This is a genomic window from Microtetraspora fusca, assembly GCF_001570365.1.
Classification (GTDB): Bacteria; Actinomycetota; Actinomycetes; order Streptosporangiales; family Streptosporangiaceae; genus Microtetraspora; species Microtetraspora fusca.
The window spans coordinates 247,970-261,921 of sequence record NZ_BBYK01000041.1 but is presented as its reverse complement, the minus strand read 5'-3'; the positions used below and the strand labels follow the sequence as shown (position 1 = coordinate 261,921).

At 72.2% G+C, this 13,952-nt stretch carries 16 protein-coding genes; 8 read left to right on the top strand and 8 right to left on the bottom strand.

Features of this window, described 5'->3' with window-relative positions; genetic code table 11:
- Window positions 1-86: 86 nt before the first annotated feature.
- Window positions 87-554, top strand: a complete 468-nt coding sequence (locus AWQ68_RS08530; RefSeq protein WP_066937310.1) for a MarR family winged helix-turn-helix transcriptional regulator — start codon at window positions 87-89, stop codon at window positions 552-554.
- 154 nt (window positions 555-708) lie between these two features.
- Here the strand turns inward: AWQ68_RS08530 and AWQ68_RS08525 are convergent, their stop codons facing one another.
- Window positions 709-1,161: a winged helix-turn-helix transcriptional regulator gene (locus AWQ68_RS08525; RefSeq protein WP_066937307.1), complete on the bottom strand. Its 453-nt coding sequence runs from the start codon at window positions 1,159-1,161 to the stop codon at window positions 709-711.
- Window positions 1,162-1,288: 127 nt separating this feature from the next.
- Between AWQ68_RS08525 and AWQ68_RS08520 the strand changes: the two genes are divergently transcribed.
- Entirely contained in the window at window positions 1,289-2,461 is a 1,173-nt protein-coding gene (locus AWQ68_RS08520; protein ID WP_066937304.1) for a thiolase family protein, read from the top strand.
- Between the two features lie 116 nt (window positions 2,462-2,577).
- On the opposite strand, the gene AWQ68_RS08515 is transcribed toward AWQ68_RS08520, so the two are convergent.
- From AWQ68_RS08515 to AWQ68_RS08505, 3 genes are all read right to left on the bottom strand, one after another.
- Window positions 2,578-2,832 (bottom strand): helix-turn-helix domain-containing protein, encoded by a 255-nt coding sequence (locus AWQ68_RS08515; protein ID WP_066937300.1) that lies wholly within the window; start codon window positions 2,830-2,832, stop codon window positions 2,578-2,580.
- A 160-nt stretch (window positions 2,833-2,992) separates the two neighbouring features.
- Window positions 2,993-4,102: an MBL fold metallo-hydrolase gene (locus AWQ68_RS08510; RefSeq protein WP_066937299.1), complete on the bottom strand. Its 1,110-nt coding sequence runs from the start codon at window positions 4,100-4,102 to the stop codon at window positions 2,993-2,995.
- 172 nt (window positions 4,103-4,274) lie between these two features.
- Window positions 4,275-4,730 (bottom strand): MarR family winged helix-turn-helix transcriptional regulator, encoded by a 456-nt coding sequence (locus tag AWQ68_RS08505; RefSeq protein ID WP_066937296.1) that lies wholly within the window; start codon window positions 4,728-4,730, stop codon window positions 4,275-4,277.
- Between the two features lie 143 nt (window positions 4,731-4,873).
- Between AWQ68_RS08505 and AWQ68_RS08500 the strand changes: the two genes are divergently transcribed.
- From AWQ68_RS08500 to AWQ68_RS08490, 3 genes are all read left to right on the top strand, one after another.
- Window positions 4,874-5,278 carry a DMT family transporter gene (locus AWQ68_RS08500; protein ID WP_084463769.1) on the top strand — a complete coding sequence of 135 codons (405 nt, stop codon included), beginning with the start codon at window positions 4,874-4,876 and terminating at the stop codon, window positions 5,276-5,278.
- A 49-nt stretch (window positions 5,279-5,327) separates the two neighbouring features.
- The gene (locus AWQ68_RS08495; protein WP_066937293.1) at window positions 5,328-5,645 is read left to right on the top strand and encodes a DMT family transporter; all 318 of its coding nucleotides are present in this window, start codon (window positions 5,328-5,330) and stop codon (window positions 5,643-5,645) included.
- 208 nt (window positions 5,646-5,853) lie between these two features.
- A complete protein-coding gene (locus AWQ68_RS08490; RefSeq protein WP_066937290.1) occupies window positions 5,854-6,219 on the top strand; it encodes a DUF5335 family protein in 366 nt (121 codons plus the stop codon).
- 111 nt (window positions 6,220-6,330) lie between these two features.
- Here the strand turns inward: AWQ68_RS08490 and AWQ68_RS08485 are convergent, their stop codons facing one another.
- Window positions 6,331-8,616, bottom strand: a complete 2,286-nt coding sequence (locus AWQ68_RS08485; RefSeq protein ID WP_066937287.1) for a heavy metal translocating P-type ATPase — start codon at window positions 8,614-8,616, stop codon at window positions 6,331-6,333.
- Window positions 8,617-8,888: 272 nt separating this feature from the next.
- On the opposite strand from AWQ68_RS08485, the gene AWQ68_RS08480 reads away from it, so the two are divergent.
- Together AWQ68_RS08480 and AWQ68_RS08475 are read left to right on the top strand one after the other, a co-directional pair.
- Window positions 8,889-9,629, top strand: a complete 741-nt coding sequence (locus AWQ68_RS08480) for an HAD family hydrolase (protein ID WP_066937285.1) — start codon at window positions 8,889-8,891, stop codon at window positions 9,627-9,629.
- Between the two features lie 280 nt (window positions 9,630-9,909).
- Entirely contained in the window at window positions 9,910-10,935 is a 1,026-nt protein-coding gene (locus tag AWQ68_RS08475) for an ROK family protein (protein ID WP_066937282.1), read from the top strand.
- Window positions 10,936-10,956: 21 nt separating this feature from the next.
- Here AWQ68_RS08475 and AWQ68_RS08470 read toward each other — a convergent pair whose 3' ends face one another.
- Both AWQ68_RS08470 and AWQ68_RS08465 read right to left on the bottom strand, forming a co-directional pair.
- The gene (locus AWQ68_RS08470) at window positions 10,957-11,820 is read right to left on the bottom strand and encodes a polysaccharide deacetylase family protein (RefSeq protein WP_084463768.1); all 864 of its coding nucleotides are present in this window, start codon (window positions 11,818-11,820) and stop codon (window positions 10,957-10,959) included.
- Window positions 11,817-13,103 (bottom strand): YVTN family beta-propeller repeat protein, encoded by a 1,287-nt coding sequence (locus tag AWQ68_RS08465; protein ID WP_066937278.1) that lies wholly within the window; start codon window positions 13,101-13,103, stop codon window positions 11,817-11,819. Before AWQ68_RS08465 ends, AWQ68_RS08470 begins: the two co-directional genes overlap by 4 nt.
- 193 nt (window positions 13,104-13,296) lie before the next feature.
- Between AWQ68_RS08465 and AWQ68_RS08460 the strand changes: the two genes are divergently transcribed.
- The gene (locus AWQ68_RS08460; RefSeq protein WP_066937275.1) at window positions 13,297-13,488 is read left to right on the top strand and encodes a hypothetical protein; all 192 of its coding nucleotides are present in this window, start codon (window positions 13,297-13,299) and stop codon (window positions 13,486-13,488) included.
- 174 nt (window positions 13,489-13,662) lie between these two features.
- Here AWQ68_RS08460 and AWQ68_RS08455 read toward each other — a convergent pair.
- A partial coding sequence (locus tag AWQ68_RS08455; RefSeq protein WP_218006810.1) for a hypothetical protein occupies window positions 13,663-13,952 on the bottom strand: 290 nt, incomplete at its 5' end.

The window sequence follows — 13,952 nt, the reverse complement described above, 5'->3', positions numbered from 1 at the left end:
AACGCGGGTATAGTGAAGTGCGTGATACGGCGGCAGGTCTCCTGCCTGCGGCCTCCACTCGCACGACCCGCCTGAGGGAGCTGCTCATGACCGCCACCGACCCGGCGATGACCGCACTGGCGCACAGTTGGTCGGCGCTCTCGCTGCTGCACGGACGCATCGAGAACAGAGTCGAACGTGCGCTGCAGACCAGACACCAGTTGAGCGCGCGCGAGTACTCGCTCCTGGACGTGCTGAGCCGCCAGCACGACGGCGAGGGCGGACACCTGCAGATGCGGCAAGTCGCCGACTCCGTCGTCCTCAGCCAGAGCGCCACCACGCGGCTGGTGACCCGACTGGAGGACCGCGGATTGCTCTCGCGCTATCTGTGCCCCACCGACCGCCGCGGGATCTACACCGACGTCACCGAGGACGGCCGGCGCCTGCTGGAGGAGGCACGCCCCACCCACAACACCGCCCTGCGCGAGGCCCTCGACCAGGCAGCCGCCGAGCCCGTGCTCGCGCCCCTGGTCCAGGCCGTCCAGCAATTGCAAGGCGGCGTCCACTCGGCATGACCTGCCGCCGCATGCGTTGACGCCACGGAGGGCACAGTCCGGCCATCCCACCTCTCATCCAGGCGGATGCGTCCGGATCAGGCGGCCGGGCGATCCACGGCCGCTCCGTACCGCTCCCACTCGCCCCCGTGGCGGGCGGCCCACCCCTCCGGGCTCAGTCGACGGCGCCGGCCGCCGTCCAGCCGGGGATCTGGAACCGCGCGGTCAGCGACTCCTTCACGACCGGCTCGCGGCAGGACCCGCAGACCACCACGGGGTCGAGTTCGGCGCCGCATGAGTGGTCGAGGATCACGGGTGGGACCTCGACGAGGTGCCGGTCGCCCCAGCGCTTCAGCATGAGGAGCACCGGTCGCAGCTCCTGGCCCGCCTCGGTCGGACGGTACTCGAACCGGCGGGGCCGCTCACTGTAGGGCACCTTCTCCAGGACGCCGGCCTCGACGAGACGGCGCAGGCGCGCGGCGAGGATGTCGCGCGGGGCGCCGATGTTCCGCGCCATGGCGTCGAAGCGCCGGACGCCGAAGAAGACCTCGCGCAGCACCAGCAGCGAGTACTTCTCACCGATCACGCTCAGCGCGTCGGCCACCGAGCAGGGGCGTGCTCCCGTCATCTCCGCCCGTCCTTTCCGCGATCCGACGTGTGCCGCCGCCACCGCACGGGGCCCGTTGGATTTTCCAACTTACCGGGTTACAGTGCGTTTGAGTACATCCAGTTTTCCAACTGATAGGAGGTCCGCGATGCGCGACGCCGTCATCGTGGAAGCCGTGCGCACCCCGATCGGCAAGGGCAAGCCGGGAGGCGCCCTGTCGGGGGTCCACCCGGTCGATCTGCTCGCCCACACGCTGCGCGCCCTCGTCGAGCGCGCCGGAGTGGATCCCGCCGCCGTGGACGACGTGATCGGCGGCTGCGTCGACCAGGTCGGCGAGCAGGCCATGAACACCACCCGCTACGCCTGGCTCGCCGCGGGCTTCCCCGACTCGGTCCCCGCCGTCACCGTCGACCGGCAGTGCGGCTCCTCCCAGCAGGCGGTGCACTTCGCCGCCCAGGGCGTCATGTCCGGCGCGTACGACCTGGTCGTCGCCTGCGGCGTGGAGTCGATGAGCCGGGTGCCGATGTGGTCGAACGTGCCGCCCGGAGCCGACCCCTTCGGCCCCGCGCTCGCGGCCCGCTTCCCCGAGGGCCTCGTGCCGCAGGGGATCAGCGCGGAGCTGATCGCCGCCAAGTGGTCGATCAGCCGCGAGGAGATGGACGCCTTCGCCGCCTCCTCCCACCGGAAGGCCGCCGCCGCCCATCGAGACGGGCTGTTCGCCGACGAGATCGTCCCGTTCGACGGCCACGACCGGGACGAGTCCGTACGGCCCGGCACCACCGAGGAGATCCTCGCCGGGCTCCGGCCCGCGTTCGCCGATCCCGGGTACGCCGAGCGCTTCCCGCAGATCTCCTGGTCGGTGACGGCCGGCAACAGCAGCCCCACCAACGACGGAGCGGCGGCCGTGCTGATCGCCGGGGCCGACACCGCGGCCGCGCTCGGCCTGCGCCCGCTGGCCCGGCTGCACAGCTTCGCGGTCACCGGCTCCGACCCGCTGCTGATGCTGACCGGGATCATCCCCGCCACCGAGAAGGTGCTGCGCCGGGCCGGCCTGCGGCTCGACGACATCGACCTGTTCGAGGTCAACGAGGCCTTCGCGTCCGTCGTCCTCGCCTGGCTGCGCGACACCGGCGCCGACCCGGCCAAGGTCAACGTCAACGGCGGCGCTCTCGCCCTGGGGCACCCGCTCGGCGCCAGCGGCGCCCGCATCATGACCACGCTCGTCAACGCGATGCGGCAGCGCGGCGCGCGGTACGCCCTGCAGACGATGTGCGAAGCGGGCGGCCTCGCCAACGCCACCATCCTGGAGAGCTGTCGGTAAAACCGGCGCACCTCCGCCCCGGCTCCGGCCGTCCACGCACGGCCGGAGGCGAGCCCGGTGACCACACGCGCGCTGTTCGGCCGCCTCCACGCCGCAGAGCGACGCCCGTTACCGGCTCAGGCGGCGCGGTCCTGGGCGCAGACCTCGGCGAGCACGTCCAGGGAGACGTTCAGGGCGGCGGCGAGCGCCGCGATGGTGAAGAAGGCCGGCGTCGGCACCCGGCCGGTCTCGATCTTGCGCAGTGTCTCCGGGGACAGGCCGGCGGCGGCGGCCACCTCCACCATGCTGCGCTCGCCCCGCGCCTGCCGCAGCAGGACGCCCAGGCGGTGGCCTCGTTCGTGATCAAGTTCGGTCAGCGGCGGTCGCACCATGCGCAGATCCTAGCAAGCGTGATAATAATACCGGTATTGTTATTGGCTAACCGGGAGCGTGGTCGAGCTCAAGACCGAGGGAGAGCTGACGGCCGCGTCCCCCAGGGTGCTCACCCTGGCGTGACGGCCGCCGCCGGCCCGCCAGGCGCGTACGGACCGGTCAGGCGAGCGCCTGCCACCAGGCGTCGACGGCGGGCGGCCGGTCCACGCTGATCCGCTCCCCCGGCCGGGGGACGGCGAGCCGCAGGCCGCGGGCCTTCGCCTCGCGCCACAGCCGGTCGACCGGCTCCGCCCAGCCGTGGAAGGCGAGGACGAAGGTGGCCCAGTGGACCGGCATGAGCAGGTCCCCCCCGAGGGCGAGGTGGGCCTCGACCGCCTCCTCCGGCGTCATGTGGATGTCGGGCCAGCTCGGGCTGTACGCGCCGATCTGCATGAGCGTCACGTCGAACGGCCCGTACTGCGCGCCGAGCCGGCCGTAGCCGTCGAAGTAGCCGCTGTCCCCGGTGTAGAAGACCTTGCGGCGCTCCCCGGCCAGCACCCACGAGCCCCAGAGGGTCGGGTTGCGGGAGAAGGCGCGGCCGGAGAAGTGGCGGGCCTCAGTGAGGATGACGCGCAGCCCGGCGATCGTGCAGGTCTCGTCCCAGTCCAGCTCGATGATCCGGTTCGCGGGCACTCCCCACCTGTCGAGGTGCGCGCCCACCCCGAGCGGCACGAGGAAGGGCGCCACCTGGGTCCTGGTCAGCGTACGGACCGTCGCCATGTCCAGGTGGTCGTAGTGGTCATGCGAGATCACGACGGCGTCCAGCGGCGGGAGCTCCTCGGCCGGCACGGGCAGCGGGTGCAACCGCTTCGGGCCGACCAGGGGCGTCGGGGAGCACCGGTCGCTCCACACGGGATCGAACAGCACGCGACGCCCCTCGATCTCGACGAGGGTCGTCGCGTGGCCGTACCAGACGATGTCCAGATCGGACTCGGCGGCGGCGGACGGGACGAGCACCGGCACCGGTCCGGCCGGTTTGCGCCGCGGCCCGCTCGCCATCATGTCGCGCAGCAGCCGGCCGCCCTGCCCCGGCGTGGCGACCGCGACGGGCGAGGAGTTGGCGAAGGCGGTGCCCGTGAAGTGCGGCGAGCGGCGCATCCGCTCGGCCCGCCGGCCCGAGGGTCTGCCGCCGAGCGCCGCCGGGACCTCTCTCAGCGCCCATCCGGCCGCGGCGACGGCCGCCGCCCCGGCCAGGATCGTTCCCATACGCAACGCCCGGTTGCCCGCCATCTACGCCCCTCCCGTCGCCCTGCGCCGGGACCGCCCGGCCCCTTGATCAGACTAGCCAAGCCGTTCCGCCCGTGGACGACCCGCACGAAGGGCGCCGCCGTACCTTGGCCTCGCGGGGGGGAGGCACACGGGCGCCTTCTCCCCCGGCCACCGAAGGACGACGGCGCCGACGTCACAGTGCGTTGCGCAACGCCTGGACGACGTCGGCGAGTTGGGGGTCGGCGCTCGCGGTGTCGAGCTCGGAGGCGAGCGCCTCGGCGTAGGTGCCGCGTGCCGCCTTGTAGCGCTCGCGCCCCTCGTCGGTGATGACTGCGTAGACACCTCTCCCGTCGTCGAGGCAGACGTCCCGGTACGCGAAGCCGACCGCGTCGAGCCGACCGACCAGGCGCGTCACCGAGCTCTGGTTGAGCCCGATTCGGTCGGCCAGTTCTTGCATGCGCAGTTCACCGTCGTCGGCCTGGGCGAGGTCCGCCAGTGCGCGGTATTCGGAGAGTCCGATGCCGTGCGCGCGCTGGAGGCTCTGGGCCAGCTTGCGCTCCACGCGTGTGTGCAGGGCCAGAACCTTGCTCCAGACGGCCTGGTCAGAGGAGGCGGGCGGGGCGTCAGCACTCGTGTTTGTCTGCGCCATGGTTCGAGCGCTCCTCCCGTATCGTCGCACTTGACAGCAAGATACATGTACATGCAAGCTCTTGCTCACCGCCCCTCCTCGTCTCGAAGCGGGGCGCATCCACCGCCTATATGCATGTACAAGCAATATCTTGGAGGCCTTTCATGTCCGCCGACCCGACGTCTGCCGGCTCCACGTCCGACTCGACGTCCAACTCCAGCTCCAAAGGCTGGGCCTGGCTGCTCTTCTCGTCGCTGTTCGAGATCACGTTCGCGCTCAGCACCAATGCCACCGACGGATTCACCCAGCTGTGGCCGTCCCTGCTGACCGCCGCCGCGGCCTCCTGCGGCATCTTCACCCTGTCCCAGGCCCTCAAGACGATTGACGTGGGCGTCGGTTACACCGTCTGGTCCGGCATCGGCGGCGTCGGAACGGTCGTCTTCGGCACGATCATCTACGACGAGCCCATGACCGTCTGGAAGGTCGTCGCCTTCATCCTCATCATCGGCGGCGCCCTCGGCCTCCGAATCTCCGACAACGTCGCGGCCAAGAAGGCCGCGGTCGTCTGACCTTCCCACCCGCCTCGGCTCAGCCACCTCGCACAGAAAGATCACCGTCATGACCTGGGTCTACCTCGGCGTCGCCATCCTCTTCGAAATCGCCTTCGCCCTCGGCACCAACGCCACCAAGGGCTTCACCCGCCTGGTGCCTTCCGTCCTCACGCTGATCGCCGCGGCGGGCGGCATCTACACCCTCTCGCTCGCCCTTCGCCGACTGGACGTCAGCGTCGGCTACACCATCTGGACCGGCATCGGCGGCGCCGGAACGGTCGTGCTGGGCGCGATCCTCTTCAAGGAACGGATCACCGCTGCGCGGCTGATCTGCTTCGCCTCCATCATCGGCGGCGCGGTCCTGCTCCGCCTGACCTCGGTCTGAGCCGGGAGCGCATGTTGCCCACGATCCCCCACGACACCGTTGGCCGCACACTGAGGGGCGCCTGCACCCTCGCCCTCCCTCGACGCAGCGCGGAACCCCGGCGGTGATGAGCGTCGGCCGTTTCTGACCGAGTCCTACTCGATCGGGTGATGTGACGGCCCCCGGGCGGTGATCAGCATGAAGTGAGGCGAGCCGAAGGAGCCAGGACATGACCCAGCAGCAGGCCGAACTCCCCCGCGCGGAGTGGCACAACTTCTTCGAGATGCTGACCAAGGACTACGAGGGCGCCGCGGTCACCGTCGAGGTGCTGAACCGCACCTTCGGCGACCAGACGGAGGCGGCGAAACTCCCGCTCGCCTACCTGGAGTACGACGAGAAGGACGACGCCTTCTCCGTCGGGCTCGGCGGGCGTGACAGCAGGTACCCGGTGGTGTTGCGGCACGCGATCAACCACCCGCAGCGGATCCAGACGACCTCGTCGATCCCGGGGACGCCGTGGGCGCTGGACATCGAGGACGGGGAGGGGAACCAGACGCTGGTGACCCTGCACACCCGCCCGTCCATCAGGGGATGACCGGGCCGCGCGCCGCGTGATCGCGCGTAGCGCTCACGAGATCGCTCGGGGACGACGGCGCGCGGGAAGCCCCAAGCGAGGCCGTCGAGGCGCGTCGAGGGCGTCGAACCGTCAGTCGTGGCCACTCGTCGCGAGGGAGAAGTACGCCTCCTCCTCCTGCGCGAAGTGCAGGGTCACCACGGCGTACAGCCCGTACAGGCAGGCCCGCAGGTCGTCGAGCTGCTCCGGGTACGGGCCGTCCGGCTCGGCGAGCTCGATGTGCCGGCCGAGCCGCGTGACCAGCCGGTCGATCTCGGCGTGCGCCCTGCTCATCGTCACCGTCGCCTCCGGGTCGCCGAGCAGCTCGCCCATCGCCGGGTAGAGCCGCTCCTCCTCGTCGTGCTCGTGCGGAAGCAGGTCTTCGGTGAGGAAGGCGTGGACCCTGCGGAGCGCGGCGAGGGTGCCCGGAGCGGGCGGCGAGGTGAGCGCGTCGGCGACGTCCCTGATGGTCTCCAACGGCGGGCGCAGCTCGGCGTGCTCGCTCTCGAACCGCCGCAACAGGGCGTCCGTCCGGACGTCCACCCGCCGCCGTGCTCCCAGGCCGGGCGCGAGCGCCCGCAGCGCGTTCAGGATGACCGCGACGTCGATGCCCTCCTGCAGCAGGGCGCCGCCCGCCGGCGGCAGGAAGCCGAACGCCGCCACGATCATGGCCGCCAGCGAGAGCCCGATGCCCACGCCCGCGCTCTGCATGGCGATCCGCCGCGAGCGCCGGGCCACCTCCATCGCGTCGGCCAGCCGGTCGATCCGGTCGGTGGTGAGCACCACGTCGGCGGCCTGGGCCGAGGCGCCGGAGCCTCGGGCGCCCATCGCCACGCCCACGTCGGCGGCGGCGAGCGCCGGCGCGTCGTTGACTCCGTCGCCGACCATCGCGGTCGTGGCCCGCCGCACCTCCTCCCGGACCCCCGCCACCTTGTCCGCCGGGGAGCGCTCGGCGAACACCTGGTCGATGCCGAGCACGGTCGCGACGCTCTCCGCGACCTCGGCCCGGTCGCCGGTGAGCATCACCACCCGGTCGATCCCGGCCGAGCGCAGCCGCCGCAACGTGCGGCCGGCGTCCCCGCGCACCTCGTCCCGCAGCAGGATCACACCGGCGACCGCGTCGTCCACGGTCACCCACACCGTCATCGCGCCGTCGAGCGCCGCCCTGGCCCGCTGCGCCTCCTCCCACTCCGACCGCGACGCCGTACGGGCCTTGCCGACCCGGACCTTGGCGCCCTCGACCAGCGCGCTGGTCCCGCTGCCCGGCTCCTCCCGCACGTCGCCGGGCATGGGGAGTTCCAGCCCTCGCTCACGGGCCGTACGGACGATCGCCGAGGCCAGCACGTGCGACGACATCTGGTCCACCGCCGCCGCCAGCCGCAGGACCTCGTCGCGGGTCCGGCCGGGCGCGGGCACGACGTCCACCACCTGAGGGTGGCCCACGGTGAGCGTCCCGGTCTTGTCCAGCACCAGCGTCCGGGCCCTCCCGAGGGTCTCCAGCGCCCCGCCGCCCTTCACCACCACGCCGTGTCGTGCCGTACGGGACAGACCGGACGCGATGGCGGCGGGCGCGGCGAGCAGCAGCGGGCAGGGGGTGGCGACCACGAGCACCGCGACCGCGCGGACCGGGTCGCGGGAGACCAGCCAGGCCAGCCCGGCGACCAGGAGGGTGGCGGGCACGAACCAGGCCGCGAAGCGGTCGGCGAGGCGCACGATCGGAGCGCTGCCCGCCTCGGTCTCGCGGGCCAGCCGGACGACGCCGGTGTACGTGCTCTCGGCCGCGGTCACGGTCGCGCACATGTCGAACGCCCCGCCCGCGTTGACCACGCCGCTGGGCACGCTCTCGCCCTCGGCGTGCTCCACCGGCAGGGACTCGCCCGTCAGCGCCGACTCGTCGAGCAGCGCCACCCCGCGGCGCACGACGCCGTCCACCGGGACCGTCTCGCCGGTCGGGACGAGCAGCAGGTCGCCGAGCCGCACCTCGTCCACGGGGACGACGTGCGGTGTGCCGTCCTCGTAGCGGCGGGCGGTGCGCGGCGCGCGCTCGTACAGGGCCGTCAGGTCCCGGCGGGCCCGGCGCAGCGCGTAGTCGTCCAGGATCTGGCCGGTCGAGAGCATCACGCCGATCAGCGCGCCGGCCAGGTACTGCCCTACGGCGAGCGACCCGGCCAGGGCGAGCACGGCGATGGCGTCGACGCCCAGCCTGCGGCGCCACAGCGCCGAGACCAGCCACCAGACGGCGGGGAGCAGCGCGGCGAGCGTACCGACCGTCCACGCGACGTCCGCCGCGGCGACGGCGCCGAGCAGGTACAGGGCACCGCCTCCGAGCAGCGCGCCGATCGTGACAACGAGCAGTGCGATGAGCCCGTACCGTCTCACGTCCGTCCCCTTCCCCCACGGGACGCCCCTTTTCCTCCCACTCTGGCCCTTTGTCATCGGACGGAACACGGCGACCCGGCCCATGAACGGGGGGACATTCGGCCCGGCGATCACGGACCTTCGGCCTTTCCGGGCGTGGTCTGGAGATGGTGGGGTGGTCGTGGCCGCCATGGAGCCGTCCCCCATGATGGAACGGTCCGGTGGGTGCCCATCCGATCCGGATTGGAGAGGTCCGTGTTCACTCCACGATCCAGCACGGAAGGGGCGACGCCATGGCGGCCATCGACCTGACCTCCATCAACGCGGCCATCTTCGACACGGACGGCGTCGTCACCGACACCGCCCGCGCGCACGCGGCGGCCTGGAAGCACGTGTTCGACAGGTTCCTGCACGGCCGTTCCGAGCCGTTCGACATCCGTGACGACTACTTCCGCCATGTGGACGGGCGACCCCGGCTCGACGGCATCCGCACGTTCCTGGCCTCCCGCGGTTTGAGCCTGCCCGAGGAGGGCCCGCCCGGCATGCCGAGCGTCCGCTCCCTCGCCGCCGAGAAGGACGACCTGTTCCTCGCACATCTGAGGCGGCACGGGGTGGCGGCCTATCCGGGCGGCGTGGCGCTGCTGCGCGAGCTGCGGCGGCGCGGCGCGCGCATCGCCGCCGTCTCCGCGAGCCGGCACTGCCGCGGCGTCCTCACCGCCGCCGCGGTCCGTCACCTGTTCGACGAGGTGGTGGACGGCGAGGACGCCGCGCGGCTCGGCCTTCCCGGACGCCCCGACCCGACGCTGTTCCTCGAGGCCGCCCGCCGCCTCGGCGTACCTCCGGAGCGGACCGCCGTGCTGGAGAGCACGCTGCCCGGCCTGGAGGCGGCCCGGCGGGGCGGTTTCGGCCTGGTGATCGACGTGGACCGGGACGAGAGGCGGGCGGACCTCCCTGCAGGCCCCTCGGCGGACATCGTCGTCTCCGGCCTCGACGAGCTGTCGGTGACCGGCCGGGTCCCCGTGACCGCCCGCTGACGGGATCCACCGGGTCGGCCGATCAGGCGGACCCGGCTCCTGGTGTCGCTGGTGAGTGAGCACCTCCGCCCACTGGATCGATCGTCAGTCCTGAGGTCAGAGTGCCCTCACCGGTGGCCGGGTGATCGCTGATGGAACATCTCCTGGCCCTTTGATCTCACTGGACGTCGTGCCCGCCGGTCCGGTCCGCCGGACGCCCGGTTCCCGGCGGGGGATTCTCGCGACCGTCGTCGTCGCAATAGTCTTCGCACTGACAAGCGAGGGCAAAGGAATCTCCCGCATGGCAGATGCAGAGTCGTTCGTCGTCGTCGGCCTCGACAACGGCGGCACCAGCAACAACGCGACCGTGCTCGACGCGTCGGGCCGTTTCCTGGTGGACCGGCTGGTGGAGACGCCGAGCATGGTGCGCGAGGGGCCCGAAGTGGCGGTGGAGCGCCTCGCCGACGCGCTGGAGAACGTGCTCCGCCTGGCCGGGGTCGCCCGCTCCCGCGTCCGCGCCGTCGGGCTGGACACCCCGGGCCCGGCCAGCGCGGACGGCGTCATCTCGTCCAAGGGGGCGACGAACTTCTCCGAGCCCCCTTGGCACGGCTTCGACTTCCGGGGAGCGCTGGAGGCGCGGCTGGCGCTCCCGGTCGTCTACAACAACGACGGGAACGCCGCCGCCCTGTACGCGCATCACGTGCGCTTCGGGGCCGCGGCGCACGAGCACTCGTCGATCTCGGCGATCGTCGGCACCGGCCTCGGCGGCGGCATCGTCGAGAACGGCCGCGTGGTCAAGGGAGCCGCCGGGATGGCGGGCGAGCTGGGGCACGTCCACATCCCGCTGCACGGCGTCCTGGAGGACGGTCAGCCGCTCCCGGAATGCAACTGCGGCTTCACCGGCGACGCGGAGAGCGTGGCGTCCCTGACCGGCATCGAGAAGAACCTGCTGCCCTTCTGGCTGACCCGGTTCCCCGACCACGAGCTGGCCTCCGTCGAGCCGCTCGGGAAGGCCGCCAAGCTGCTGCGCGGCTACGGCGAGAACGGCGACCCGCTGGCGCTGAACGTCTTCGAGCAGCAGGCGAAGGCGATCGGCCGGCTCTTCACGATCGCCGCCAACTTCACCGACCCCAGCGCGTACTTCCTGGGCGGCGGGGTCGTGGAGGCGGCGCCGCACTTCCGGGAGTGGTTCCTGGAGAAGGTGCGCGAGAACACCCTGCTGCGCGAGGAGCAGCTGCGGGTGGCCGCCGTATCGCTGGTGGACGACCTCGACATGGCGGGCGCCCGGGGCGCCGCCCTGGCCGCGCTGGACGCCGCCCGCGGCTGACCCCCACCGACCTCCTCGGGTTCAGGCGCGGAGCAGCTCGGTCGTGGTGACCGCCCGCAGGCCCCGGGCCCGCAACCCGTCCAGGACGCGGGGCAGCGCCGTGACCGTCCCCTGGTGCCCGAGGTGCATGCTCACCACCGATCCGGGCCGTACGGCGCGCAGCACGTTGTCCACGACGGCGCCCGGGCCCGGATCGGTGTGGTCGAGCGAGTCGACGTCGTAGGACAGGCAGGTGGGATAGCCCGCGCGAGCGCTGAGCCGGCGCACCAGCGGCGTGGCGGTGCGAGCCGCGGAGGGCCGGAACCAGGAACCGATCGAGCCGGTCAGGGCGCGCAGGCGGGCCGCGCACTCCTCGATCTCCCGGCGCGCGGACGCCTCGTCGAGCGACGAGATGTCGAGGTGGTGCTGGGTGTGGTTGCCGAGGTCGTGGCCGCCGGCGAGCACCCGCCTGGCCATCGCCGGGTACTGGTCGAGCCAGGTGCCGACGGCGAGCACGGTGGCGTGTCCTCCCGCCTTCTCGATCGCCCGGAGCGCCGCCTCGGCCAGCTCGGGCGAACCGGAGCCGTGGAAGGTCAGCGCGACCATCATGCGCTCGCGCGGACCGTGCGCCACCTCGGCGGGCAGCCGGGGCAGGGCGTGCGCCGCCGACGGGCTGGGCGACGCGGGGCTCTTCACCACGGGCGGCCTCGTGCGCGTCCTGGCCGCCGGGGAACCGGCCGCGGGTGCCGCGGCGTTTCCGTCCCCGTCCCCGCTCCCGCCGTCGCCGTCGCGGGAGCAGGCGGAAGCGAGGGCCATCGTCGCGGCCAGGAGGAGCAGCCGGCGATCCGGCCGCCCGAGACCGGAAGGCGGGCTCCCGCCGGACGCTCCCGGCTCGCCGGACGTCATCGGAAGATCCCGGTGTGGCCGAGCGAGTAGCGGCCCGGCTGGGGGTACACGCACAGCCCGTGCGGCCCCGCGCCCACCCTGATCGTGTGCGTGAGCTTCCCGGCCACCGTGTCGAAGACGTAGACGACGCCGTGGTAGCGGCCGGACAGCCACAGCTCGCGGCCGTCGGCGCTCAGCCCGCCCATGTCGGGTGAACCGCCTCCCGGAATGGTCCAGGTGGCGATCGGCTTCTGCTCCTTGAAGGACACGACCGACACCGACCCGGCGCCCCTGTTGGACACGTAGAGGACGCGCGAGTCCCGGCTGACGTACAGGCCGTGCGCCCCGGCGCCGGTCGGCATGAACCTGATGACCTTGAAGGTGGCCGCGTCGACCAGCCAGACGCCGCCCCTCGCCATGTCGGCGACGTAGAAGGTCGTGCCGTCCGGGGAGAGCTTGACGTCCTGCGGCATGCTCATCCCGCCGAGGGCGATGGTCTTGGTCACCTTGCGCCGCCGCCAGTCGATGACCACCAGGTCGCCGGAGAACTCGCAGCTCGCGAGGAAGATCGACCCGTCGGCGGTGAAGTCGGCGTGGTTGATCCCCCGGCAGGGCACCGGCATCGAGTGCAGGAGCCGCATCGAACGCGGATCGCGGAAGTCGAGCTCGTTGTTCCGTTCGGCCATCACCAGCGCCTCCCGGCCGTCCGGGGAGAAGTACAGGTTGTACGGGTCCTCGACCGGTACCGGACGGCCGGGCTTGCCGGTTTTCGGGTCGATCGGGGTGAGCGTGTTCCCCTGGTTGTTGTTGACCCACAGCCGCTTCATGTCCCACGACGGCACGACGTGCTGCGGCAGCCGGTCGGTCCGGAAGTGATCGATGACCTTGTACGTCTTGGGATCGATGACGTCGACGCTGCTGCTCTCGCTGTTGGGCACGTACACCCGGGACGGGAACTTCGCCACGGCGGGGCTGAGCATCCCCGGCCGGTCGGCCGCGTAGATGTCGCGCTCGGAGGCGGCCCGCTTGGAGTCCCCCGGCCCGGCGGCGGAGTCGGTCGCCGAACCGGACGGGGACGGGTGCCTGGGCGACGCCGACACTGTGCCGCGTCCCGCTGCCGGGCTGGTCGTGACATCCGTGGTGGCCGTGCCGCACCCGCTCAGGGCGCTGCCGGTCAGGGTCGCTCCGGTCAGAACCAGGGCGACCGTACGGATCGTGCGGGCCGTTCGGGCCCGGCGGGGACCTGGGAGGGTGTCGGGCCCGGTCCGCTCGCCTGCTCGCCACAAGGGGCCGGCCGCCGTCATAGCGGCCTGTGGAGTCGCTGCGCCATGTCGGCCAGGCTAGGGACGCGTTCCCCATCCGACGGTCAACTCCGGTTCGGGGAGTGTCCATCCGCTACCGGGCATCGTGCGCATACGGCTCGCCCGCCGGCTCGCGACCGATGGGCTTGAAGGAGCGCTTTTGCCTTCTTGACCTGCGGCTTCCTATCCTGCCCGCATGGCCAGATGGGTGGGGACGGACGGCTACGAGGTGGAGCACATCCTGCTCGACCGTCGTCCGGTGCTCCGCGTCTCCCGGACGGTCAGCGGCGGCCGCTTCCTGGTGGCGTACTGCGGGTCGGTCGCGGAGGTCCGCGGTCACGTCGACCTCGCCACGCTGGTCGAGGTCGTCGACTTCCCCACGTCCTAGGCTCGTTCCGCTCGGCCGGGCAGCCCTCGCGCGATTACCGGGACGGACCGGGCCTCCGAGCGGCCGGCCCCCTCCCCCGCGGGCCGAGCGTAGCCGGGCACCGGAAAGCGGGGCCGGTTCGAGAGGAGGCCCCGGTCGGGCTCCCGGGCGTCCGAGAGCCGGCCGGGGCTCCGGTCAGTCCTGGCCGCCGGCGAGGGCGAGCTGGGTGGTGTCGGTGTTCTCCGTCACCCAGGTGGCGGACAGGCCGCCCTCCTTCACCAGGGCGGCGCCGCCTCCCAGGAGGACGCCGATCCGGTTACCGGCGAGAGCGATCTGGATGACGCCGGTGTTCTCCGTCACCCACGTGGCCGACAGCCCGCCCTCCTTCACCAGAGCGGTCCCGTCCGACTTCAGAACGCCGATCCGGTCACCCGCCAGAGCGATCTGCTTGACGTCGGTGTTCTCCGTCACCCAGTTCGTGGACA

What these genes read in the sequence shown, in the direction of transcription:
- AWQ68_RS08470 (WP_084463768.1), bottom strand. Translation starts at nt 11,820, where the DNA reads ATGACGTCCGGCGAGCCGGGAGCGTCCGGCGGGAGCCCGCCTTCCGGT.
- AWQ68_RS08460 (WP_066937275.1), top strand. Translation starts at nt 13,297, where the DNA reads ATGGCCAGATGGGTGGGGACGGACGGCTACGAGGTGGAGCACATCCTG.
- AWQ68_RS08495 (WP_066937293.1), top strand. Translation starts at nt 5,328, where the DNA reads ATGACCTGGGTCTACCTCGGCGTCGCCATCCTCTTCGAAATCGCCTTC.
- AWQ68_RS08520 (WP_066937304.1), top strand. Translation starts at nt 1,289, where the DNA reads ATGCGCGACGCCGTCATCGTGGAAGCCGTGCGCACCCCGATCGGCAAG.
- AWQ68_RS08475 (WP_066937282.1), top strand. Translation starts at nt 9,910, where the DNA reads ATGGCAGATGCAGAGTCGTTCGTCGTCGTCGGCCTCGACAACGGCGGC.
- AWQ68_RS08500 (WP_084463769.1), top strand. Translation starts at nt 4,874, where the DNA reads ATGTCCGCCGACCCGACGTCTGCCGGCTCCACGTCCGACTCGACGTCC.
- AWQ68_RS08480 (WP_066937285.1), top strand. Translation starts at nt 8,889, where the DNA reads ATGGCGGCCATCGACCTGACCTCCATCAACGCGGCCATCTTCGACACG.
- AWQ68_RS08510 (WP_066937299.1), bottom strand. Translation starts at nt 4,102, where the DNA reads ATGGCGGGCAACCGGGCGTTGCGTATGGGAACGATCCTGGCCGGGGCG.
- AWQ68_RS08525 (WP_066937307.1), bottom strand. Translation starts at nt 1,161, where the DNA reads ATGACGGGAGCACGCCCCTGCTCGGTGGCCGACGCGCTGAGCGTGATC.
- AWQ68_RS08530 (WP_066937310.1), top strand. Translation starts at nt 87, where the DNA reads ATGACCGCCACCGACCCGGCGATGACCGCACTGGCGCACAGTTGGTCG.
- AWQ68_RS08515 (WP_066937300.1), bottom strand. Translation starts at nt 2,832, where the DNA reads ATGGTGCGACCGCCGCTGACCGAACTTGATCACGAACGAGGCCACCGC.
- AWQ68_RS08505 (WP_066937296.1), bottom strand. Translation starts at nt 4,730, where the DNA reads ATGGCGCAGACAAACACGAGTGCTGACGCCCCGCCCGCCTCCTCTGAC.
- AWQ68_RS08490 (WP_066937290.1), top strand. Translation starts at nt 5,854, where the DNA reads ATGACCCAGCAGCAGGCCGAACTCCCCCGCGCGGAGTGGCACAACTTC.
- AWQ68_RS08465 (WP_066937278.1), bottom strand. Translation starts at nt 13,103, where the DNA reads ATGACGGCGGCCGGCCCCTTGTGGCGAGCAGGCGAGCGGACCGGGCCC.